This is a genomic window from Saliniramus fredricksonii (assembly GCF_900094735.1).
GTDB classification, from domain to species: Bacteria; Pseudomonadota; Alphaproteobacteria; order Rhizobiales; family Beijerinckiaceae; genus Saliniramus; species Saliniramus fredricksonii.
In genome coordinates this window covers 924032-946663 of record NZ_FMBM01000001.1, presented here as the reverse complement: position 1 = coordinate 946663, position 22632 = coordinate 924032, and the positions used below count along the sequence as shown (strand labels likewise).

The following is a 22632-nucleotide window of genomic DNA, read 5'->3' as shown; positions in this document are numbered from 1 at the left end:
CTCCATTCGTCAAGCAATGAAACGCCTATTCTTACATTATTTAGCACCACACAAACTGACGCCCACCGACCCCACCTCAATAACATCAATGGCTTACGGAAAAATGTTCCCGCTTCGTCCAATTCAACTGTTCAACTTGGGCCAAGGATATTCTTGGCCTGGTCAACACAACGCAGCGCCTCGATGCGAATAGCCAATACGCTTACGCCTTGTGGTGCACGCACTTCGCTGAGCAATCCATTGTAGCCATTGCGAATGGCGAGGTGATCGGATTCCTGACAGGCTTCCGCTCGCCGCGAAACCCCGGCACGTATTTCCTTTGGCAGACGGCCACCCGGCCTCGCCATGGAGTGGCCGGACTGGGCGTCGACATGATTGCCCACGCCGTGGAGCGCGAGATCGCGCGCGGTGCGGATCGGATCGAAGCCTCCGTCGACCAGGACAACAAAGCCATTCGCGTCCTGATGAAGACCTTGGCCAAGCGTTTCGGCGGACGGATCGAGGAGGAGCTTCTCTATCCGGGAAGTCTGCTTGCCGGCGAAGGTCATGACCATCACGACGAAATTCTGATGCGGATATGCCTGGACCGACCGGATGCACCGGATATGTCGGATATGTCGGCGCGCGCCATGCCGGCACCGGCGCGCACGTCTTCGGAGGTCTCCGCATGAACAACGCACACATGCCGGTCACCGGAGAAATGTCCGCGCCGCGCGCCAGCTTCGACATACACGATGCCACGGGAGCCTGGCTGCCGAATCGCGAGCTTGCGGAGCGCGTCGGAGTAAAGTTCGGGACACCCGCATTCGTATACAACGCAGATTACATACGCGCAAACTTTGCAGAGCTGCGGCGTCGGCTGTCTCCGACCATCGACATCTTGTATTCGCTGAAGGCGAATCCGAACGCAGCCATCGTAGACTGTTTGAAATCCTGCGGCGCCGGAGCCGAGGTTTCTTCCCGCGCCGAACTGCATACCGCGATACGTGTCGGCGTTCCGGCCAGCAACATCATCTTCGTCGGGCCGGCCAAGACCCGTGACGAAATCGGAGACTGCTTGCGCTTCGGCATATTCGCGATCGTGGCCGAATCTGCACGGGAGTTGGAAATCATTGACGAGCTGGCGCGCGAGCAGGGTCTTCAGCGGCCCGTCGACGTCATGCTTCGGATCAATCCCGATTTCACGACGAGCGGCTCCGGGCTGACGATGAGCGGAAAGCCGCGACAGTTCGGCATCGATATCGAGCAGGTCCCCGATCTGCGAGACGTCATGGCCGGGCTACCGCGCGTGCGGGTAATGGGCTTCCACGTGTATATGGGCACACGTTTTCTGGAAGCCGGACCGATCATCGAAAATACGGTCAACATTCTCGATATGGCGCGGCGCCTCGGCGCATTGCTCGACATACCGGTCGAAGCGGTTGATGTAGGGGGCGGCTTCGGCATTCCCTATTTCGACAATGAAAGCGCGTTGGACCTCGAAACACTCGCGCTCGGCATCAATGAGACCGTCTCCCGCTTCCGCGAGACCTGCCCGAATACCCGCGTCATCATAGAACTCGGCCGTTATCTGACCGCGGGCTCCGGCGCGATGCTCACACGCGTGCACTACACCAAGGAATCCCGCGGTGAAGTTTTCGCGATTGCCGACGGCGGCACGAACCTGCACATGGCGGCTGTCGGCGTCGGCGGCTTTGCCAAACGTTCTTTCCCTATTCTCAACCTCTCGCGGGACGGCTGCCAGGGCCTCACCAAAACGACTGTCACCGGGCCATTGTGTACGCCCAGCGACACACTCGCGCGCAAGGCGGATCTCGGTGATGTCGCGGAGGGCGACGTGCTGGCGGTACTGTGCTCGGGCGCCTACGGGCCCAGTGCCTCACCCACCGGATTTCTCAGTCACGGCTACCCGAACGAAGTACTCGTCGATGGTGATGAACTGCACCTGGTGCGCGCGGGTGACGACACGAACGATATCGTCGGTCGCTATCGCCTCCCTGACGATCTGCCGCTTCCGCCGGTCGATAAAAGCTTCTCGATCTCGGTACGACTGTCGGCCTCCGATGCCCATTACGGTGGCGCGCTTGTCGATGGCGCGCACATCATGAAGCTGTTCGGTGATGCGGTTACGGGCCTTGCCGCGATCCATGATGGGGACGAGAGCCTCTTGCAGCGTTGGGAGGGAGTCGAATTCCTCAAACCGGCACGACCGGGCGACTTCATCACCGTGCGCGCCAGAATAAACCGACAGAGCCGACTGCGCCGTTTCGTCGAGGTCGAAGCCTTGCGAACCGTAAGGGCATGCGATCCGGGAAGCTCGGCGGTCGAGAAAGTCGACCCACCGGAGAAGATCGCATCCGCGCAGGGGTTGTTTGTCGTGCCCATGCCGAACCGAAGCAGAGCGCGCAAGGAGTCGATGACGTGAAATATCTGCACGAATTTCTCGAAGCAGCCGCCGCAGCCTCTCCCGAACATGTAGCAATCGAATGCGGCGAAACAAGGCTCACGACTGCTCGGCTCGCGGAAACATCGCGCATTGCAGCCGCGTGGTTGGCCTCGCAGGGCGTGAAGCATGGCGACCGGGTCGTCGTCGAAGCGTCGAACTCGGCAATGACTGTGGTGCTGATCCATGCCGTCAACATGGCCGGCGGTTGTTTCATCCCGGTCCATCCATCCACACCGACCGAGCAGCGGGCATATATCGCACAAGATGCCGGCGCGGTCTTGATCCTGTCGGCAAAATCCGAGACCTGGACTGCCGAGACCATCTCAGGACGCGTCGCTGTGCCCGATCTCGCCGATCTCAGATCCGAGAATGCGGCTATCGCCAACGGGTTGCTGCCTGCTTCGACCCTGATCGGCGAAGATCTCGCCTGCATGATCTATACGTCGGGATCGACGGGCCGTCCGAAAGGCGTCACCTGTCCGCATCGCCAGGCGGTGTTTGCAGTCGGCGCAATTGCCGAGGCCCTCGACTACCGCGCGGGCGATCGGATCTTCTGCGCCATACCGCTATCGTTCGATTACGGTCTGTACCAAGTGTTTCTGGCCTTGGCATCCGGCTGTACGCTTTGTCTCGAGGATCCCGGCATCGGCGGTCTGGGATTGTTCAAGGCGCTCAAGCAAAGCAGTGCCGACGTGCTTGCCGCCGTACCGGTGATGATCGAAACGCTCGCCGTATTGGGCAGGCGAAAGCCCGGAGAATTGCCGGCATTACGGCTCATCACGAATACCGGTGCAGCGCCTTCTCCGAAATCAATCCGGGTCCTGCGTGATGCGTTCCCGGGCCTAGGTTTCCAGCTGATGTACGGGCTGACCGAGTGCAAGCGGGTGAGCATTGCGCCGGTTGATGCCGATCTGGCGAGGCCCGGTACCTGCGGGGTGCCGCTGCGCGGCACGCGTGTCGAGGTCGTGGACGAGGCGGGGCAGGCGCTGCCTCCGGGCAAGACCGGCGAGTTCGTCGTCTCCGGGCCGCATCTGATGGCCGGCTACTGGAATGCGCAGGCACTCACGGACGCCACCTATCGTACCCCGCCACGCAACCTTGCGCCGCCTGCATACCGGCGATTACGGCCGAATGGATGCCGAAGGTTACCTCTATTGCGAAGGGCGGCGTGACGACATCTTCAAAGTGCGCGGTTTTCGGGTCAGCTGTACCGAGATCGAAGCGGCCTGCGCTGAAGCGGAAGATGTTCAGCATGCGGTCATGGTCCCGCCGACTGCCGGGCGAACGGGCACCCTCTTCGTCTCTCCGGGCAGTGCGGATCTCCGCGATCATACCGATGCCGGGGCGAAACTGCGCCGGTTCCTCGCTGGCCGACTCGAGCCGCACAAGGTCCCCGAAAAAATTCGTTATCTCGCCCAGATGCCGCGAACGGCAAACAACAAGTTCGACCGCAAAGCCCTCGTGCGACTGCTCGAATACGAAGCCATGCCCGAACGGGCGCAAATCGAAAAGAAGGAAGTCTCCCTTGTCTGAATCACTCTACACGATCAACGAAGCGCGGCAGGACTTGCGCAAGGCGCTCGCCACAGTCCTCGAAGAACAGGTTCCCCCTCTCGACGACGAGATGAACCTGTTTCAGGAATTCCGGCTCGATTCGATGAGCATGCTCGAAACGCTCATGGAGCTGGAAGACATGCTGGGATTCAACGTCGACCCTGAAGAACTAGACATCAAAGATTTCGAGACCGTCGGTGGCTATTCAACATTCCTGGTCAATATCAAGGCCGCTGCCTGATCCCTATTATTCGAAATCGTGAACTAAGGAAAACTGCAATGATCATCCGCTCACTGAATGAAATCACGGACACGGATCGCGACGTCAAGGGCGCTCTCGGCACCTGGCGGAGCAAACGCCTCATCCTCGAAGACGATAATGTCGGTTTTTCGCTGCATGAGACGACAGTTTATCCGGGAACGGTGACCGATCTCTGGTACAAGAACCATTACGAGGCGGTCTTGTGTGTCGAGGGAGAATGCGAAGTCGCGAACCGGGATACCGGAGAAGTTCACATGATCCGTCCCGGCGATATGTATCTCCTCGACAAGCATGATCGCCATACCCTGCGCCCGAAGACGCTGTTCCGGGCGATATGCGTCTTCAATCCACCGGTGACGGGGCGTGAAGACCACGATGCCGATGGCGCCTATCCGGCGCCGAAGACCCTGGCCAAGGCCTGATCGACACCGGTCGGACTCCTTTCGAGTCAACCCGCATTGCGGCGCTTCATGCGGTGCGATCGACTGCAGGGCTTGCTCGGCAGTCGACGCCCCATCGTCAGGCGCTATCCAGGAGGAAACACCATGATGTCCGAACAAGCTGACACGGAAACGCTATTCGAACGGCGTGAATCGGAGGTACGCAGCTATTGCCGCGCTTTCGGTGCGGTCTTCGCATCGGCCCGCGGCGCCGAGATTTTCGATGTGGACGGGACCCGCCGCATCGACTTTCTCGCGGGTTGTGCGTCCCTGAACTACGGTCATAACGATCCCGACATGAAGGCTGCTCTGATCGAACACATCGCCTCGGATGGCATCGCCCACGGGCTCGACATGCACACCAGAGCAAAGGGTGCATTTCTTGATGTATTCGAGCAGTATATCCTCGGCCCGCGCGGGCTGGACTATAAGGTAATGTTCCCCGGCCCGACCGGCGCCAACGCTGTCGAGGCGGCGCTCAAGATCGCGCGCAAGGCGACTGGGCGCAGCAACGTCATCGCCTTCACAAACGGTTTTCACGGCGTCACCCTTGGAGCCCTCGCCGCCACCGGGAACGGCTATCATCGCGGCGGAGCGCACATCGCATTGTCCGGGGTCACGCGCCTGCCCTATGACGACTATCTCGAAGGTCTGGACAGCGCCGCATTGCTCGAACGGATGCTCGAAGACGCGTCGTCCGGGCTCGATGCCCCGGCCGCGATCCTGCTGGAAACGGTACAGGGTGAAGGCGGGCTCAATGCCGCACGGCCGGAATGGCTGCGCAAGGTCGCGGAACTGGCGCGAAATCACGGCGCACTCCTGATCATCGACGATGTCCAGGCCGGGTGCGGTCGCACCGGAAGCTTTTTCTCGTTCGAAGAGGCCGGGATCATCCCCGACATGGTGACCATGGCGAAGTCGATCTCCGGCTTCGGCCTGCCCATGAGCCTCGTACTCATCAACCGGGAGCACGACGTGCTGAAACCGGCCGAGCATAACGGGACTTTCCGTGGCAACACCCATGCCTTCGTCACCGCGCGGGTCGCGATCGAGAAATTCTGCAGCGATAACGGGCTCGAAACCCAGATTCGAAAAGCCGGCAATATCGTCGCATCACGCCTTGCGGCGAGCGGCGACGTGATCGGACGGGTCCGGCTCAAGGGTCGCGGCATGATGCGTGGATTGGATGTCGGTTCCGGCGCACGCGCGGCGCGAATCTGCGAGACGGCGTGGCGTAACGGCCTGATCATCGAGACGTCGGGTCCCGAGGACGAGGTCGTCAAGGTACTCGCACCGCTGACGACACCGATCCCGGTGCTCGAAGAGGGCCTCGCGATCCTTGATGCGGCGATACGCGCGGAAACGGAAACGACCCCGCTGATCGCTGCGGAGTAACGGCGAAGCCGATCGTCAGCGGATCGCCTCACCCAGCGCACCCCAATCGTCCCATCCGGGAAAGGCGAGCGGTGCATCCGCGTCAAGCTCCTGCAAACGCGCACGCCAGCTACGGAGATTATTGGCGAGCATGGCCTGCAGGGCGTCGTCTTCCGCATAGCGATAGCCGTGGCCCTGTATTCCGTGTGAAAGGAAGGGCGGCAGGACTGCGAAGCCGAGATAGTGCAACGAGTAGTGGATCGGCCAAAGCATGGTCCCGATATCGCCACCGCGCCCGCCGGGACCGAAGGCCTCGCGCGGCGCGCCGGTGGTCATCGAGACAATAGCGCGCCGCCCCCGGAAATAGCCGCGATCATAACGCATCCGGCTCGTATAGAGGCCGCCATTGACGAAGACGCGATCCATCCAGCCCTTCAGGATGGCCGGTGGCCCGTGCCACCAGAGCGGGAATTGCAGGATCAGCAGATCCACCCGCTCCAATGCGGCAATCTCCCGCCTGATCTCTGGTGCGAGTGTGCCCCCACGAGAGGCGTGGCGCTGTTCGGCCAGGGGAGCGAAGGTGTCCGGGTCCAGCCTGTCGTCATAATGCATGCCGCGCTCCACCGGATCGAAACCCGCCTCGTAGAGATCGCTCACGCTGACAGAGGCGCCCTGATCGCTCAGGGCGTCGCAGGCGGTCCGGGTGAGCGCGCCGTTATAGGATGCCGGTTCGGGATGGGCGTGGACAATATGCGCATGCATGGTTTCGGACCCGTCAATGGCGGAAGAATTGGCCGTTGCCATCTCTTATCGTTCAAGTGAATTGTATGAAAACGATGAATGAGAAAGCTGGCCTTTCAAATATGAACGACATGCTCGATTGGGGCGACTACCGGATCGTTCTCGCCATCGCCGAGGCCGGTTCTCTGACCGGCGCGGCCAAACGGCTGGTGACGAGCCATCCGACATTGTTTCGGCGCATCAACGCGGTCGAGAAGAAGATCGGCGTGCGCCTGTTCGAACGTTTGCGGACCGGCTACCGTCCGACCGCCGCCGGCGAGGAGATCATCGCCACGGCGCGCAAAATTACCGAACTCACCCATGATACGGAGCGACGCCTTGCCGGGCGCGATCTGCGTCCCTCCGGCCATGTCCGTATCACCACGACGGACGGTCTGCTCTTCGGCCTGCTCGCGCCCGCACTGGCCGGCCTGCGCGAGAGCGAGCCGAATATCACCCTCGAAATCAACGTCTCGAACGAGATCTCCGATCTCGCCTTTCGCGAAGCCGATATCGCGATCCGCCCGACTTCGACGCCAGACCCCCATCTCGTCGGTCGCAAGCTCGGCCTGATCCGGCAGGCGATCTACGCGCCGTCGGCGATGGCGGCGGGTACCGGGGGGCGCGAGGCCTTGCATGAAGCGCCCTGGATCGGGCCGAGCCGTTCGATGGCCTATCCCGCGCTGCATGGCTGGATGGCCGCTCAGGGCTACGACAAACAGTGCCGGATCTGGTCCGACAGCATCCTCGGTCAACACGCCGCCGTACGCGCCGGCGCCGGGATCGCCGTTCTCCCGACCTATCTGGCCGAAGCGGATCCGGCCCTGACCCGCATCGGCCCCATTATCGCCGCCCTCGATGTCGAACTCTGGATGCTGACCCACCCGGACCTGCGCCACACCGCGCGTATCCGCACGGTCGCCGAATATTTCAGCCGATGCAGCCTGATCAGCCAGCGACTGGATAGGCGATAGCGTTGGCGGGCCGATCGAACGAGGCGGCTTTCGGATCGTGCATTCATGATATGGCGACCCCGACAGGATTCGAACCTGTGACCCTCAGATTAGGAATCTGATGCTCTATCCTGCTGAGCTACGGGGCCGTTGCGGATCGTTTAGCATGAAGCCGGGCTGCGGGCCAGCTTGATCATGGGGATTCGCGCCGAAGTTGCGCAGGCGGTGAATGCCGGGTTCGCCATCGGGGATTTGCGCAAGGGGGTGGCTCTGATAAGGCATGGGCATGCCGATGCTTCGGCACGCAGATCCCCGGCTGGCGGGGCGTCAGAGGAAGGAAAAGATGTCCGATCAAACCGCCACGACCCGCCCGGCGCCGCCGATCGCGGAAGACGTGGCCGCCCTGCGCGCCAGGGTCGGGCAATGGCGCGCGGCGGGGGAGCGCGTTGCGCTGGTCCCGACCATGGGGGCGCTGCATGAGGGCCATCTCTCGCTGGTGCGGCAGGGACGGGCCAAGGCCGACCGGGTCGTCGTCTCGATCTTCGTCAACCCCACCCAGTTCGGCCCCGGCGAGGATCTCGCGCGCTATCCGCGCACCTTCGAAGCCGATTGCGCGGCGCTGGCGCCGTGCGCGGACCTGGTTTTTGCGCCACAGGCGCAGGCAATGTATCCGCCGGGTTCGTCCTCCATGATCTCGCTGGAAGGCCCCGCCACAGCCGGTCTCGAGGATGCGTTCAGGCCCGGTCATTTTCGCGGGGTCGCCACCGTCGTCGCCAAGCTGCTGCTGCAATGCGGCCCCGATATCGCGCTGTTCGGCGAGAAGGATTACCAGCAATTGAAGGTGATCATGCGCATGGTCGCGGATCTCTTCATGCCCGTCACGATCCTCGGCGGCGAGACGGTGCGCGAGGCCGACGGCCTCGCCCTGTCCTCGCGCAACCGCTATCTCGCCGCCGACGAGCGCGCGCGCGCGCCGCAGCTGTATGCGGCCATGCAACGCTGCGCAAAGGCGATCGTGGCAGGCGACGATCCCGCCACCGTCCTCACCCGCGAAGAGGCAGCCCTCGTACAGGCGGGTTTCGCCGTCGATTACCTCGCCCTGCGTGATGCCGAATCGCTCGGAGAGCCCGACCCGGCCCGCCCGCGCCGCCTGCTCGCAGCGGCAAAACTCGGTGCGACGCGGCTGATCGACAATATCGCGGTATAGCGCATCAATCCGTCGGAACGGCGAGCACTGCCGGTCCGGGGCGACCCCTGTTCACGCCGCCGGGATGCGATAGGCGTAGCCATAGGAATCGGCAAAGCCCAGCCGGCGATAGAGCGCAATGGCAGCGGCATTCGTCTCCAGAACCTGCAGATAGGAAGCGCCCGCACCCCGGCGCAGCGCCTCGTCCAGCATGCCGGCGACGAGCCTGCGCCCCAAACCGCGCCCGCGCAGGCGCGCTTCGATGAGGATATCGAACAGCCCGACACAGCCGCGTTCGATCACCGCGAGCCCGTAGCCGCAGGGCGCGCCGTCCTGCACCAGCGTGGCGTAGAAGGCCTCGCTCCGGATCGCGGCGAGCATGGCGGTGAGGGTGGGGCGGATGCTGCTGCCATGGCGGTTGCCGGCGATGAAGCCGGCGAGCCAGGCTTCGTCGGGGGTGGCTGCGATGCGCAGGCCGGGCTCCGGACGCGCATGCGCGGCGGGATCGCGGCAGAGCATGACGCTGGTCGGCTCGATCCGCTCATAACCGCGCGCGTCGAGCCAGGCTGCGTCACCGGGCGTCGCGAAAGGCGTGAGGCGAAAGATCGGGGTCTGGCCGTGGCGGCGATAGAGATCCTCGATCGCCGCCCCTGCCGCTCCGAGAGGCGCCGCGCCTGCGGGCAGGGCACAGACCGAATTCGCGCGTTTGGTATAGCCGTCGGCAAAGCGCACCAGCCAGCCGTCCATGACGAGGCTCTGCAAGGCCGGCCAGGCATTGAGCGCACGCTCCTCGATGCCCGCCGGGCCGGGCGGGCGAGCCGTCACCCCCCCTCGCGCGGCATCGGGCGCCAGCCGGGCGGGGCCATCTCGAAACCGGCGAAATCGAAGCCCGGGGCAACGGTGCATCCCACCAGCGTCCAGGCACCCAGTGACGTCGCCGTCTGCCAGTGATTGGCCGGCACGATGATCTGGGGCTCCTGCCCGTTCATCAGATCGGGCCCGAGATGGCGCGCCTGCGCGTCATGGCCATTCGGCGAGAGCGTGATCACCATCGGCGCGCCGGCATGATAATGCCAGATCTCGGTGGCATCGACGCGATGCCATTCGGAGACTTCGCCGAGGCCGAGCAGATAATAGATCGCGGTCGAGACCGGACGCCCGTTCGCATCGGTGAGCGGATCGCGAAAGGTCTCCCGGAAATAGCCGCCTTCCGGATGCGGCTTCAGATCAAGCCGCCTGATCACGTCTTGCGCGGTGAGACCGCCAATGCCATGCGCCATATCCGTCAACCCCTGTTCTTCCATTCACGCAGAGCCCGGAATACAGCGTCGGGCGCACCGCCGGCAAGCCCGACCGCTTCCGCGACGGCGGGCTCGTGGACACGCAGGAACGGATTGGTCGCCTTCTCCTCGCCGATCGTGGTGATGCCGAACAGATCCCTGGCCTGCGCCCGCTCCTGCGCCTCGCGGGCCCGCTCGACCAGCGCGGCGTTGTGCGGCTCGACCTTGAGCGCGAAACGGGCATTGGCGAGGGTGTAGTCGTGGCCCACGATCGCCACCGTCTCGTCGGGCAGGGCCCGTATCCGCTCCAGCGCCCGGTGCAGCGCGTCGAAATCACCGCCGAAGACGCGCCCGCACCCCATCACGAAGAGCACATCGCCGGCAATCAGGAGGTGGTCGGTGGTAAAATGATAGACGATGTGATCGGCGCAATGGCCCGGCGTCTCCCAGATGATCGCGGCCATTTCGCCGACGCAGACACTGTCACCCTCGCGCACGATGGTATCGGCCATTTCCGCGATCTCGCCGGCGGAAGCGGGGGCGACGATGCGGCAGCCGGTGCGCGCCTTGAGCGCTTCGAGCCCCTGCACATGGTCCCAATGGCTATGGGTGACGAGACAATCGGTGAGTTCCCAGCCGGTTTCCGCGAGCGCTCGCGCAATGGCGGGCTCGTCGGACGCGTCGATCGTGGCGCAGGCTCCGCTGGCGGGATCGCGGATCAGCGCGCCGATATTGTCTTCCAGACAACGGAAGAGATGGATCTGTGCGGCCATGGCGTCCTCCTGTGACATCCTCCCGGGATGCGCATGCTTGACCTGCGATTCTCGCGCAAGCCCGGGCTGGCGTCCAGTGCAATTGGAAACTGTACTCACAGCTGATGCGGGCTTGCGCGGTCCCGGCCTTGCGAAGCCGGGCATTTGCAGGCAAATGAAGGCATTCCACGCAGCGAGGGAGAGCGGTGATGGCGAAGGCGGTACTGGGGGTGATCGGGGGTTCGGGTGTGTACGACCTGCCCGGAATGGAGGATGTGCGCGAGGAGCACATCGCCTCGCCCTGGGGCGAGCCTTCCGATGCATTGCGCTTCGGCCGCATCGGCCAGACGCAGATCGTTTTCCTGCCCCGCCACGGGCGCGGCCACAAGGTCTCGCCCTCGGATATCAACTACCGCGCCAATATCGACGCGATGAAGCGCGCCGGCGTGACCGACATCGTCTCGCTCTCGGCCTGCGGCTCGTTTCGCGAGGCGCTGCATCCGGGTCTGTTCGTTCTCGTCGACCAGTTCGTCGACCGTACCCACAAGCGCGAATCCTCCTTTTTCGGCAAGGGCTGTGTGGCGCATGTCTCGATGGCACACCCGGTGGGCTCCGCCCTGCAGGCGCGCCTCGCCGCCGCCGCCGAGGCGGAGGGCATCGCCCATGTGAAGAACGGCACCTATGTCTGCATGGAGGGGCCGCAATTCTCGTCCTATGCGGAATCCGTGACCTACAAGAATCTCGGCTACGATGTAATCGGCATGACCAACATGCCCGAGGCCAAGCTCGCCCGCGAGGCCGAGATCACCTATGCCACCGTCGCGATGGTTACCGATTACGATTGCTGGCATGACGGTCACGACGCGGTCGATGTCGCCGCCGTGGTCAAGGTGCTGCGCGCCAATGCCGAGAACGCCGCGCGGCTCGTGGCGCGGATGGCCCGCGATTTCCCCACCGAGCGCGAGCCCTGTCCGAACGGCTCGCACAATGCTCTCGAGGTGGCGATCATCACCGCCCCGGAGGCGCGCGATCCGGAGCTGATGGGCAAGCTCGACGCCGTCGCCGGGCGCGTCCTGCAAGGCTGAACCGGCACGTCGCCATTGCTGAAACAGACCACCCGCGAAAGAGGAAGCGAAATGGATCCGAGCTTCGAAGCCGCCCTCAAGAATGCCGTGCGTACCATTCCCGATTATCCCAAGCCGGGAATCATGTTTCGCGACATCACCACCCTTCTCGGCGATGCCGGCGCCTTTCGCCGGGCGGTGGATGCGCTGGTGCACCCCTATGTCGGCGGCAAGGTCGACAAGATCGCCGGGATCGAGGCGCGCGGCTTCATCCTGGGCGGCGCGGTGGCGCATCAGCTCTCCGCCGGCTTCGTGCCGATCCGCAAGAAAGGCAAGCTTCCCCATCGCACGGTGAGCGTCGCCTATGCGCTCGAATACGGCACCGACGAGATCGAGATGCATGCCGATGCGCTCGTCGCCGGCGAGAAGGTGGTCCTCGTCGATGATCTCGTCGCCACGGGCGGTACGGCGGAAGCGGCTGTGAAGCTCCTGCGCGGGCTCGGTGCGGAGATCGTCGCGGCCTGCTTCATCATCGACCTACCGGAACTCGGTGGCGCTGAGCGGCTGCGGGCGATGGATGTCGAGGTGCGCACGCTGATATCCTATGAAGGACACTGACCCGGCCTGCACCAGGCGCGCGGGATGACGCCATGATGACAATCATGACGATTTCCCGCGGATTGCCGGCGATTGTCGCAATACTGTCGTATCGCCGTGGTTTCATCGTTGCATACTCGCCCCCCGAATCACGTTTGCCTCTTCGGCTTGCCTGTGCGGTGATACGCGCAGGTGAATCCGGATAGCGACGAGGCGGGGAACCGGCATGCACGAACGGGAACCGGGTGAGCCGATGAACCAGTATACGCCGCCACCCTTCCTGCCTTCCGGCACGGTCGGGCGGAGCAATGGCGCTGACGGGCCCGCGACCGGCGCGGATTCCGGCGGATTCGATACACGCGCGCTGGAACGCGCGGCCTGGCGCGGCGCGGCGATCGGTGCGGCGGTGGCGAGCGCGGCGCTGGTCGCGACTGCGACATTGTTCTACGGGTTCAGCTGGATTCTTCTCACCGTGGCTGCTGCTGCAACGGCACTGGCCCTCGCCATTGCCGTGACCCGCGCACGCAAGACCCGCAAACGCCTGCGCGTTTCCGCCGATCAGCGGATTGCCGTCGCAGAGGCTCTGCTGGCCAATATTCCCGATCCGGTGATTCTCGTCGATCGCGCGGCGCGCGTGCGCGAAGCCAATTCCGCAGCACAGAATCTCTTTCCCGCCATGCGCCGTCGTGCGCCGATCGCCTATGCCCTGCGCGCGCCGGAAGTGCTGGGCGGGATCGAGCAGGTCCTGCGCACCCGCGCGCCGACCCGGGTGAGCTATACCCAGCGCCTGCCCACCGAGCGGGCCTTCGAATTGCTGCTCGGCCCGCTCGACATCGCCTCCGGATCGGAGCAGGACGAGGAAGCGGTGATGCTGTATTTTCGCGATCTCACCAATGCACACCGGATCGAGCGCATGCGCGTCGATTTCATTGCCAATGTCAGCCATGAATTGCGTACCCCGCTCTCCTCCGTGCTCGGCTTCATCGAGACGCTTGAAGGCCCGGCCCGTGATGATCCGCAGGGGCGCGCGCGCTTTCTCGCCATCATGCGCGAACAGGCCCTGCGCATGACGCGGCTGATCGACGAATTGCTGTCTCTCTCGCGCATCGAACTGCGCGCCCATCTGGCACCGACGGAGGCGATCGACCTGATGCCGGTGATCCGCCAGATCCTCGACACGCTCGCACCACTGGCGAAGGAGGAGGGTGTGGTCTTTAACCAGAGCTTTCCCGATGGCCCCGCCATGGTCTGCGGTGATCGCGACGAGTTGCTGCGGCTCGTGGAGAACCTCGTCGAGAATGCGGTGAAATACGGCGGCTCCGGCGGGCGCGTCGATATCGCCCTCACGCCCCCGGAAGCGGCGGGGCGGGCCTGGACCCTGAATATCCGTGATTACGGTCCCGGCATCGCACGCGACGACCTGCCGCGTCTCACCGAGCGCTTCTACCGGGCCGATATCGCGACGAGTCGCAAGAAGGGCGGTACCGGACTGGGCCTCGCCATCGTCAAGCATATCGTGGCGCGCCATCGCGGGCGGCTGAGCATCGAGAGCGAACCGGGCGAAGGGGCCTTGTTTACCGTGACACTGCCGGATGCGGCGGCGGAGCGCGCTGCGCAACCAGCGCATTGATCACGATCGACCTTGCATTCCTGACGAGTTGACCTTGCGGCTCTGGCGTTGTGTTTTGCGAATGCGCAAGTTTTCCTGCATGATGACAGCAGGAGTGAACCGTCATGCAACTCACCGGAATCCATCACCTCACCGCGATATCGGCGGATGCGCCGGGCAACCACGCCTTCTACACGCAGGTGCTCGGCATGCGCCTCGTCAAGAAGACCGTGAACCAGGACGACACCTCCGCCTATCACCTGTTCTACGGTGACGGGCGCGCCAGCCCCGGCAGCGACATTACCTTCTTCGAATGGCCCGTGCCGCGCGAGGAGCGCGGGACCCGGGCCATCACCCGCACTGCCTTGCGCGTCACCGGGCGCGCGGCGCTGGAATACTGGCTCGGGCGCTTCGACGAGCACAATGTGCAGCATGGCGGCATCATCACCCGCGACGGGCGCGAAAGCCTCGATTTCGCGGATCCCGAGGGCCAGCGCCTGAGCCTGGTCGATGACGGCGGCGCGGGAGCCGGCGCGCTCTGGGAGAGAAGCCCGGTACCGGCGCAATTCCAGATCCGGGGGCTCGGCCCGATCACCCTGAGCGTACCCGATCCGGCGCCGACGGATCTCGTGCTGACGCGGGTTCTGGACATGCGCCCGGTGCGCGCATTCGAGGAAAACGGGCGCAAGGTGCAGGTCTACGAGATGGGCGCGGGCGGGCCGGATGCGGAAGTGCAACGCGTCGCCGAGCCCGATCTGCCGCCGGCGCGCCAGGGGGCGGGCGGCGTCCACCATATCGCCTTCCGCACGCCCGATCGCGCGCAATACGAGGCCTGGGCCCAGCGCCTCGCCGCGCTTCGGCTGCCCTCGAGCGGGCCGGTCGACCGCCATTACTTCCGCTCGCTGTATTTCCGCGAGCCGAACGGCATCCTCATCGAAATCGCGACCGATGGTCCCGGTTTCGATGTCGACGAGCCGATGGAGACACTCGGCGAGCGCCTCGCCCTGCCACCCTTTCTGGAAGAGCGCCGCACGCAGATCGAGGCCGGGCTGAAACCCTTGTGACCAGCGGCTGATTCGGCGCATCATTTTATCCGACAACGGGCACCCGCCTGTCGCAATGATTCTCCACGCCCCGGAGCGGCAAGCTTCCGGGGCGTTTTGCTTGTCGTCACGACGACACTGCTTCGCGCGATACCGCAAAGCGCGATTTGAATTTTCAAGGCGTGGGAAATATCTGCGCTTCAGCGCATGCGACAATGAATTCCTTGCAAACAAGGGCGTCGCGACGCTTGGAGCCGGACGGTCTGAGTTTGGGATCAGTCAATTTACTACGGCAGAGCATGGCCATGATGGAAAATTTCAAGAGATTTTTATTTTACTCCTCTTGATGAAAAATATTTTTTGACATACTTGTCGGAGCAACATGTCAATTCGCGCTGATTCAAGCCTTGTTTGACAGCGCAACATCACCCATCGGTTGATAACCGGTAAATGAACATGGGTCTAACTTTGAAAGAGGTTCGTAACGATGAGTGAAACGGCGCAGGACAACGCCCATATCGAGCTGGCGGTCGAAATCGTATCTGCTTACGTCAGCAACAATTCTTTGCCTACGGCCGAGCTTCCGGGCCTGATCGAGGCCGTGCACGGCTCGCTGCAGAAAATCGCCACAGGCGCCCAGGAAGAGCAGGTCGAAGCGCCGGTTCCGGCCGTGCCGGTCAAGAAGTCCATCACGCCGGACTTCATCATCTGTCTTGAAGACGGCAAGAAGTTCAAGTCGCTCAAGCGCCATCTGCGCACGAAATACGACATGACGCCGGAAGAATATCGCGCCAAATGGGGCCTGCCGGCGGATTATCCGATGGTTGCACCGAATTACGCCTCGGCCCGTTCCGAGCTGGCCAAGGCCATGGGTCTCGGCGCCCAGCGTCGCAAGGCGCCGGAGGGCGAAACCGCCCCGCGCGGACGGCGTTCGCGCAAGGTTGCGTGAATCGCGCAAGGCATACTGCCTGAATCGAAGAGGCCGCCCTGTCCGGGGCGGCCTTTTTTGCAGGGTTTGTGCCTGTCATGCGCTCAGCGATCCCACGGATCCTTGCGGTCGGGGTCGAAATGCTTGTTCAGCCCGTCCCAGCAATCGATGTAATTCTCCTGCAATTCCGGCAGATCCGCCGCATAGCGCGTGATCCGCTGGGGGAAGCGCGTCTCGAACATGAAGGCCATGGTGCCGGTGAGCTTGACGGGTTTCAACTCGCCGTTGGAGGCGGTTTCGAAGGCCTGTTCGTCGGGTCCGTGCGGCAGCATGCAATTGTGCAGGCTGAACCCGCCCGGGGTGAAGCCCTCCGGCTTGGCGTCGTAGACACCGTAGATCAGCCCCATGAATTCCGACATGATGTTGCGGTGATACCAGGGCGGGCGGAAGGTGTTCTCCGCCACCATCCAGCGCTCTGGGAAGATGACGAAGTCGATATTGGCCGTACCCGGCGTCTCCGACGGCGCGGTCATCACCGTGAAGATCGACGGGTCGGGATGATCGAAGGAAATCGCACCCACCGGCGAGAAATGCCGCAGATCGTATTTGTAGGGCGCGTAATTGCCGTGCCAGGCCACCACATCGAGCGGGGACTGGCCGATCTCGGAGAGATAGAGCTCGCCGCCCCATTTCACATAGAGCTTCGAGGGCACCTCGCGATCCTCGTATGCGGCAACCGGCGTGAGGAAGTCGCGCGGATTGGCCAGGCAATTGGCCCCGATCGGCCCGCGATCCGGCAGGGTGAAGGCGCCGCCGTAATTCTCGCAGACATAAGCCCGTGCCGGCCCGTCGACGAGCTCGGTGCGGAAGATGACGCCACGCGGGATGATGCAGATCTCGCCGGGCTCGATCTCGATCACGCCGAACTCCGTACACAGGCGCAAGCGATTCTCCTGCGCCACGATCAGCAATTCGCCATCGGCGTTGAAGAAATACTCGTCCTGCATGGCGCGGGTGACGAACAGCAGATGCGCGGCCATGCCGACCTGGGTATCCGCGTCGCCCGCCGTCGTCACCGTGCACAGACCTTCGACGAAGCTGATCTTCTCGTCGGGCATCGGCACCGGGCTCCAGCGCATCTGGCCGATCGGCGTATCGGCATCCTCGCGGCAGGGCGCGGTGCGCAGATGACGCTTGTCGACCTTGCGATAGCGCCCCGAATGCTTCACCGTCGGGCGGATGCGGTAGAGCCACGAGCGCTGGTTGGTCGCCTGCGGCGCGGTGAAGGGCGATCCTGAAAGCTGCTCGGCATAGAGGCCGTAATTGCATTTCTGCGGTGAATTGCGCCCGATCGGCAATGCATCCGGCAGGGCCTCGGTCTCGAAGCTGTTGCCGAATCCGGACATGTAGCGTGCTGCCATGATGGACCTCCCCTCGCGCCGGCCCGCGCTGGCGCCGGACAGAATTTGGTTGCTTGTGGAACGAATTCTGTGGCAGATTGGTTGCACTGTCAACGAACCCCTGCGAGGGCGCATGTCGGTTTCCGCAGCGGCCAATGATAGCCGGACCTTGCTCAAGCTGGAAGAATTCCTGCCTTACCGGCTGGTCATTCTCTCGGCGCGCACATCGAATGCGCTGGCACGCATCTATGCCGAGCGCTTCCAGCTCACCATTCCGCAATGGCGGGTCATTGCCACGCTCGGCCAGTATCCGGTGCGGACCGCGCGCGACATCGCGCGGCACGGCATGATGCATAAATCGACGGTATCGCGCGCGGTGACAGCGCTGGTCGAGCGCGGACTTCTGCGCAAGGAGCCCAATGCCTTCGACATGCGCGAGGAGCATCTGCGCCTCACGGAAGAAGGCCGGGCCATCTACGAAGCCGTCGTGCCGCAGGCACGCAGCTTCGAGGAAGAGATCACCGCGGCTTTCGCACCGGGCGAGCGCGCGGAATTCATCCGGCTGATCGAGAAGCTCGACGCGCATACGCGCAACCTCGCACCCGATCCGGACCCGGACGCCTGAACGCCCGGGCACCCATCAGAACAGGAGGAACCAATGGGTCCTTTCCCCCACGATGCCCCACCCCCGGAGATTTCCGAGGACAATCCCATGGGCACGGACGGATTCGAATTCGTCGAATTCTGCCATCCCGATCCGGATGCGCTCGACCGCCTGTTCAAGGTGATGGGCTTTACTGCCGTGGCGCGGCACCGCTCAAAAAACGTCACGCTCTACCGTCAGGGCGACATCAACTTCATCCTCAACGCGGAACCCGAGAGCTTCGCCGCGAAATTCGCCCAGAAGCACGGACCCTCTGCGCCGGCCATGGCGTTTCGCGTCGTTGATGCGCGCCACGCCTATGAGCGCGCGCTTTCGCTTGGCGCCAAACCGGCGCAGACGCAGGTCGGGCCGATGGAACTCAACATCCCCGCCATCGAGGGGATCGGCGGCTTGCAGATCTATCTCGTCGATCGCTACGGCGCGAAGGGCTCGATCTACGATGTCGATTTCGAATGGCTCGGCGAACGCGATCCGCATCCGGAAGGTGTGGGCCTGCACTATATCGACCACCTGACGCATAACGTGCATCGCGGACGCATGAACGAGTGGGCAGAGTTCTACGAGCGGCTGTTCAATTTCCGCCAGATCCGCTATTTCGACATTGCCGGCAAATTGACCGGCCTGCATTCGCGCGCCATGACCAGCCCGGATAATAAAATCCGCATCCCGATCAACGAGGATGCCGGCGAATCCGGCCAGATCCAGGAATATCTCGACCAGTACAAGGGCGAGGGTATCCAGCATGTGGCGCTGGGCTCGACGGATCTGTATCGCTCGATCGAGACGCTGACCGAGAGCGGGCTCGAATTCATGCCCGCACCCAACGACATCTATTATGCGCGCATTGACAAGCGCCTGCCCAAGCATGGCGAATCGCTGGAGCGCCTGCAGAAGAACGGCATCCTCATCGACGGCGAGGGTGTGGTCGAAGGCGGCTATACGAAATGCCTGCTGCAGCGCTTCTCGAAGACCGTGGTCGGACCGATCTTCTTCGAATTCATCCAGCGCAAGGGGGATGACGGCTTCGGCGAGGGCAATTTCAAGGCGCTCTTCGAATCGATCGAGGAAGACCAGATCCGCCGTGGCGTGATCAGGGAAGATGCGGGCTGATCAGCGCGCGAAGCGGCGGCGCGGGGCGTTCAGTCGCCCCCGCCGCAATCCCCGCCATCGGTACCGCCGCTGCCCTGGGCCCCGTGATCGCCCCCGCACCATGCCAGATACCAGTGCCCGAGCAGACCGAAGGCGTGCAGGATCACCATGATGCCCGCACACGCACCTGCCGCGAGAAAGAAGAAACTGTTTTCACGCAGCATTGCGAAAAGCGCATCCATGCCAATACCTCGCTGAGATCAATGGCGAGATCCCATCTTCGCGCAACAGTGCTTGCCATTGCGTTACGCGCTTGATGCGTATTCGCGCGGAGCTCTGACGAATGCGCCCTCAGGATTTACCGTCAGAACCGGGCTTCGTCCCGGAATTTGCGGGCGATACCGGGCGCTGCGGCGCGGACTGTGGCGTGGTCTGCGGCACCGGTGCCGCAAGATCCTCCTTCGGATTGCGCGCGGCCTGCCACAAGCGCCCGCCGAAGACCTTGAAGCCCTTGGCGACACCGCGTCCGGCGCGGCCCAGATTCTCGCCGAAACGCAGCCCTTGGGGACTTCCCAGACGCCGGCGATTGCGCTGCGTCATCAAAGCTTCGCCGAGCTGGCCGGCAATGGCGTTATGCAGGGTATCGAGGTTCCATGACGGCGCCCGCGCGCAGACCGGGATCGGCGGCATGTCGCCGAGCTTTCCGGCGAAATCGGCGCGCAAAGCCACGATTGCCTTCCCGATCACGGCCTGTGCCGCCTCGGGCAGGCGGTTTTCGGTATAGGGCCAATCCGGCAACAGCGCATCCGCCGCCGTCGCCACCGGGATGATCGGCGCAAGCCGGCGCGCTGCATCTTCGGCGAAATACGCCATCACGGCGTCGCGCAGGGCGATGTCGACGGCGCGTCCCGGGCGATTGGCGCGCAGCACCCACAGCACCATGTCCGCCTCGGCGATTTCCTGCGCCAGCGTCTGTTGAACGCTTGCCGAGCCGTCGAGCCCCATCGTATCGACGAGGCGGCAGGGAATATCGTCGATCTCGATCGCGTGCGCCGTCAGCCGGTCCGTGGTCGGGGCGAGATCGGTCTCCGCAGGGCCGTCACCGGCCAGCGCGTTGATCAGCGTCGACTTGCCCGCCGAGACCTGCCCCACCACGATGATCCGCACCGGGTCGTCGGGCCGCGCGAGGCTGTTGCGATCACGCAATTCGGAGCCGAGCTGGATCTCGATCAGCTCGGCATCGGAGAATTTCAGGCGCCCGGAATAGAGATCGACCGCCGCCTGCGCGACCTCCTCCAGCAGGATCGCCTGCGCATCGCGCACCACCTGATCGCTGAGCCGGTCCTGCAGGCCGGCAGTCGCGGCGCGCTCGATCTCACGCAGCACGCCCACCGGCGGGTTGAAGGCGAGCCTCAGGCCGCGATAGGCGAGATAGCCGTATTTCCAGACCGTGCGCGCCTGATCCTGCCGGCTCCAGAGCCAGTGTACCGCGCGCATCGAGAGCTGATCGGAGAACGGCACGTGGCTGCGCAGGAACTCCCGGTAGCGCAGCGCGACCCGGTCGATCAGCAACAGCGCCTCCGGCAGGGTGAAATCGAGCGCGCCGCGCTTGCCGTCAGACATGCGCGCGGCGACGTCCTCGACCACGGCGACGGCTTGTTCGGGGAGCGCCTCCCACGCGACCGGCGCGGTCAGGCGCTCGGCGATGGCGGCGCGCGAGGCCTCGTAGATTGCGGTCTCGCGCGCGCTCCATTCCGGATCGATCGGAGGATGAGCGAGCCGTTCGCGCAGACCGGCCCCCGCATCGCCATCCTGCGATGCTTCGCGTGCTTCACCCTGCGCACGCGCTTCGCCCTGCGCACGCGCCTTTCCACGCTCCCGGCGCCGATACTGCCAGGCGAGCCCGAGCCGTCCGCTCCAGATCAGCGTGGCGAGGGCGACACAGCCGAGCACGAACCAGAGCAGCATGCCCCGTTCATGCAGCCAGAGAAAGCCGAGGAGCGAGGTCGCGGCGAAGGGCAGGACGAGCAGCCCGGCGGCGCCGAGGCGGCTCCAGCGCAGATAGGCCCGGCGCAGGCGCTCAGCCAGCTGCATCGCGCGCCCTCGCGAAGGCTTCCTCGTAGAGACGGCGCAGATCCGCCGCGCTCGCCCGCTCACCGCGCGATTCGCGGTCGAGCCAGTAGGCCGCTGCACGCCCGAGCGCGAAGGTGGTGGCGAAGCTGATCGCCGCCGCACTCGCCGCACCGAGTGTCTGTCCGACCACGGGGACGAGCTTCGCCACCTGGCGGGCCGCATGGGATCCGGCAAAGCGCATCAGCGCGCCCGAGCCGAGCGCCCCGGCGAAGGCACCGGCGCGTTGCGTGGTCCAGGGGACACCGTAGCGACCGGCCATGGCGTGGAGCATCGCGCCCTGAATCGCGGGGACGCCGACGGCACCGATCACCGGGGCGACATCGCTCGCAGCCGCCGCACCGGCATACCACATCACCAGAGGCTTGATCTCGGCAAAGCGCGCAGATTCCGCGTCGCGCGCGCCTTCGCGCATGATCAGCAGCGCCGCTTCCGGCAAGAGACCCGCCAACGCCGCACGCAGCTCGTCGAGCCCTTTACCGGTGGCCTCGCCGGCGGGAAGCGCGAGGGTCACGGCGGGCAGCGCGGCACCCGCTGCCTCCTCGAAACGCGACTGCGTGGCCGCCTGTGCGCGGGCGCGCATGGCATTGCTCTCGGCGAGATCGGCGCCGGTATGCGCAATCAGCACGGGAAGAGCGGCGCGGCGGCGGCGCAATTCACGCAGGATGTCGGCCACCGCGCCCTGTACCGGATCGTCCAGCCGCGCCACGACGACAAGGGCATGGCTGCCGCGTTCGGCTTGCGCAAGATCCTCCTGCGGGTCATAGCCGGCCTCGCCGATGCCGCGCGTATCGAGAAAGCGCAGCACCGGGTGCTCTGCCGGATAATCATAGGCCATGGCCGTGCGGGTGCAGGGCGCAAAACCCTCGCCGATATCCGCCTCGCCCGTCAGTGCGCGCACCAGCGACGACTTGCCCGCCCCGGTTTTGCCGAGCAGCCACAGGGTCGGCGTCGGAACCGCCTGGCCTTCGATCACCGGCGGCGAAACTGCCGCGCCCTTGCGCAAGATGCGCCCGATATAATCCCGCACGACCGATCCATTCGCCTCGTTGAAGCCGGAATCTAGTGTCTGCGCGGGCCC

Annotated in this window: 24 protein-coding genes and 1 tRNA gene; 16 read left to right on the top strand and 9 right to left on the bottom strand. The window is 64.2% G+C overall.

The features are described 5' to 3' along the window. Positions 1-149: 149 nt before the first annotated feature. The 7 genes from GA0071312_RS04280 to ectB all read left to right on the top strand — a co-directional run bounded on the left by GA0071312_RS04280 (position 150) and on the right by ectB (position 6097). Positions 150-671 carry a GNAT family N-acetyltransferase gene (locus tag GA0071312_RS04280; protein ID WP_083204297.1) on the top strand — a complete coding sequence of 174 codons (522 nt, stop codon included), beginning with the start codon at positions 150-152 and terminating at the stop codon, positions 669-671. Next, complete coding sequence (locus GA0071312_RS04275; protein WP_074443736.1) at positions 668-2425, top strand: hotdog domain-containing protein; 1758 nt, start codon at positions 668-670, stop codon at positions 2423-2425. The genes GA0071312_RS04280 and GA0071312_RS04275 overlap by 4 nt, the downstream gene beginning before the upstream one ends. After that, positions 2422-3618, top strand: a complete 1197-nt coding sequence (locus GA0071312_RS04270) for a class I adenylate-forming enzyme family protein (protein WP_165603945.1) — start codon at positions 2422-2424, stop codon at positions 3616-3618. The genes GA0071312_RS04275 and GA0071312_RS04270 overlap by 4 nt, the downstream gene beginning before the upstream one ends. Further along, entirely contained in the window at positions 3578-3979 is a 402-nt protein-coding gene (locus GA0071312_RS20240; protein ID WP_238947092.1) for an AMP-binding enzyme, read from the top strand. The genes GA0071312_RS04270 and GA0071312_RS20240 overlap by 41 nt, the downstream gene beginning before the upstream one ends. Further along, positions 3972-4241: an acyl carrier protein gene (locus GA0071312_RS20235; RefSeq protein ID WP_238947091.1), complete on the top strand. Its 270-nt coding sequence runs from the start codon at positions 3972-3974 to the stop codon at positions 4239-4241. The genes GA0071312_RS20240 and GA0071312_RS20235 overlap by 8 nt, the downstream gene beginning before the upstream one ends. A 38-nt stretch (positions 4242-4279) precedes the next feature. Next, positions 4280-4684, top strand: coding sequence for an ectoine synthase (locus GA0071312_RS04260; protein WP_074443735.1), 405 nt, complete (start codon positions 4280-4282; stop codon positions 4682-4684). 123 nt (positions 4685-4807) lie between these two features. Then, positions 4808-6097 carry a diaminobutyrate--2-oxoglutarate transaminase gene (gene ectB, locus GA0071312_RS04255; RefSeq protein WP_074443734.1) on the top strand — a complete coding sequence of 430 codons (1290 nt, stop codon included), beginning with the start codon at positions 4808-4810 and terminating at the stop codon, positions 6095-6097. 15 nt (positions 6098-6112) lie between these two features. Here the strand turns inward: ectB and GA0071312_RS04250 are convergent, their stop codons facing one another. Then, entirely contained in the window at positions 6113-6880 is a 768-nt protein-coding gene (locus GA0071312_RS04250) for an NAD(P)H-dependent oxidoreductase (RefSeq protein WP_238947090.1), read from the bottom strand. A 59-nt stretch (positions 6881-6939) separates the two neighbouring features. On the opposite strand from GA0071312_RS04250, the gene GA0071312_RS04245 reads away from it, so the two are divergent. Further along, positions 6940-7830 (top strand): LysR family transcriptional regulator, encoded by an 891-nt coding sequence (locus tag GA0071312_RS04245; RefSeq protein WP_074444214.1) that lies wholly within the window; start codon positions 6940-6942, stop codon positions 7828-7830. Between the two features lie 51 nt (positions 7831-7881). On the opposite strand, the gene GA0071312_RS04240 is transcribed toward GA0071312_RS04245, so the two are convergent. After that, positions 7882-7958 (bottom strand) — tRNA-Arg (locus tag GA0071312_RS04240). 194 nt (positions 7959-8152) lie between these two features. On the opposite strand from GA0071312_RS04240, the gene panC reads away from it, so the two are divergent. Beyond that, on the top strand, positions 8153-9016 hold the full coding sequence (gene panC, locus GA0071312_RS04235) for a pantoate--beta-alanine ligase (protein ID WP_074444213.1): 864 nt from the start codon (positions 8153-8155) through the stop codon (positions 9014-9016). Positions 9017-9067: 51 nt separating this feature from the next. Here the strand turns inward: panC and GA0071312_RS04230 are convergent, their stop codons facing one another. From GA0071312_RS04230 to gloB, 3 genes are read right to left on the bottom strand one after another with little or no spacing between them, the layout of a single operon-like run. Then, the gene (locus GA0071312_RS04230) at positions 9068-9820 is read right to left on the bottom strand and encodes a GNAT family N-acetyltransferase (RefSeq protein ID WP_074443733.1); all 753 of its coding nucleotides are present in this window, start codon (positions 9818-9820) and stop codon (positions 9068-9070) included. Further along, the gene (locus GA0071312_RS04225) at positions 9817-10275 is read right to left on the bottom strand and encodes a cupin domain-containing protein (protein WP_074444212.1); all 459 of its coding nucleotides are present in this window, start codon (positions 10273-10275) and stop codon (positions 9817-9819) included. Before GA0071312_RS04225 ends, GA0071312_RS04230 begins: the two co-directional genes overlap by 4 nt. 5 nt (positions 10276-10280) lie before the next feature. Then, complete coding sequence (gene gloB / locus GA0071312_RS04220) at positions 10281-11048, bottom strand: hydroxyacylglutathione hydrolase (protein ID WP_074444211.1); 768 nt, start codon at positions 11046-11048, stop codon at positions 10281-10283. A gap of 188 nt (positions 11049-11236) precedes the next feature. Here gloB and GA0071312_RS04215 point away from each other — a divergent pair, with 188 nt between their 5' ends. From GA0071312_RS04215 to GA0071312_RS04195, 5 genes are all read left to right on the top strand, one after another. Continuing rightward, positions 11237-12112 (top strand): S-methyl-5'-thioadenosine phosphorylase, encoded by an 876-nt coding sequence (locus tag GA0071312_RS04215; RefSeq protein WP_074443732.1) that lies wholly within the window; start codon positions 11237-11239, stop codon positions 12110-12112. A gap of 51 nt (positions 12113-12163) precedes the next feature. Then, positions 12164-12709: an adenine phosphoribosyltransferase gene (locus GA0071312_RS04210; RefSeq protein ID WP_074443731.1), complete on the top strand. Its 546-nt coding sequence runs from the start codon at positions 12164-12166 to the stop codon at positions 12707-12709. 205 nt (positions 12710-12914) lie between these two features. Further along, on the top strand, positions 12915-14318 hold the full coding sequence (locus GA0071312_RS04205; protein ID WP_238947089.1) for a sensor histidine kinase: 1404 nt from the start codon (positions 12915-12917) through the stop codon (positions 14316-14318). Positions 14319-14422: 104 nt separating this feature from the next. Then, positions 14423-15361 (top strand): ring-cleaving dioxygenase, encoded by a 939-nt coding sequence (locus GA0071312_RS04200; RefSeq protein ID WP_074443730.1) that lies wholly within the window; start codon positions 14423-14425, stop codon positions 15359-15361. 466 nt (positions 15362-15827) lie between these two features. Continuing rightward, positions 15828-16289 (top strand): Ros/MucR family transcriptional regulator, encoded by a 462-nt coding sequence (locus GA0071312_RS04195; RefSeq protein ID WP_074443729.1) that lies wholly within the window; start codon positions 15828-15830, stop codon positions 16287-16289. Between the two features lie 83 nt (positions 16290-16372). Here GA0071312_RS04195 and hmgA read toward each other — a convergent pair whose 3' ends face one another. Beyond that, on the bottom strand, positions 16373-17689 hold the full coding sequence (gene hmgA / locus GA0071312_RS04190; RefSeq protein WP_108721794.1) for a homogentisate 1,2-dioxygenase: 1317 nt from the start codon (positions 17687-17689) through the stop codon (positions 16373-16375). Positions 17690-17801: 112 nt separating this feature from the next. Here hmgA and GA0071312_RS04185 point away from each other — a divergent pair, with 112 nt between their 5' ends. Both GA0071312_RS04185 and hppD read left to right on the top strand, forming a co-directional pair. Further along, positions 17802-18293 (top strand): MarR family winged helix-turn-helix transcriptional regulator, encoded by a 492-nt coding sequence (locus tag GA0071312_RS04185; protein WP_074443727.1) that lies wholly within the window; start codon positions 17802-17804, stop codon positions 18291-18293. A gap of 33 nt (positions 18294-18326) precedes the next feature. Continuing rightward, on the top strand, positions 18327-19442 hold the full coding sequence (hppD, locus tag GA0071312_RS04180; RefSeq protein ID WP_074443726.1) for a 4-hydroxyphenylpyruvate dioxygenase: 1116 nt from the start codon (positions 18327-18329) through the stop codon (positions 19440-19442). 29 nt (positions 19443-19471) lie between these two features. Here hppD and GA0071312_RS04175 read toward each other — a convergent pair whose 3' ends face one another. The 3 genes from GA0071312_RS04175 to GA0071312_RS04165 form a co-directional block, all read right to left on the bottom strand. Then, positions 19472-19663 (bottom strand): hypothetical protein, encoded by a 192-nt coding sequence (locus tag GA0071312_RS04175; RefSeq protein ID WP_074443725.1) that lies wholly within the window; start codon positions 19661-19663, stop codon positions 19472-19474. Between the two features lie 109 nt (positions 19664-19772). Then, a complete protein-coding gene (locus tag GA0071312_RS04170; RefSeq protein WP_074443724.1) occupies positions 19773-21515 on the bottom strand; it encodes a GTPase in 1743 nt (580 codons plus the stop codon). After that, a complete protein-coding gene (locus GA0071312_RS04165; RefSeq protein ID WP_083204383.1) occupies positions 21502-22581 on the bottom strand; it encodes a GTPase family protein in 1080 nt (359 codons plus the stop codon). The genes GA0071312_RS04170 and GA0071312_RS04165 overlap by 14 nt, the downstream gene beginning before the upstream one ends. Positions 22582-22632: the final 51 nt, after the last annotated feature.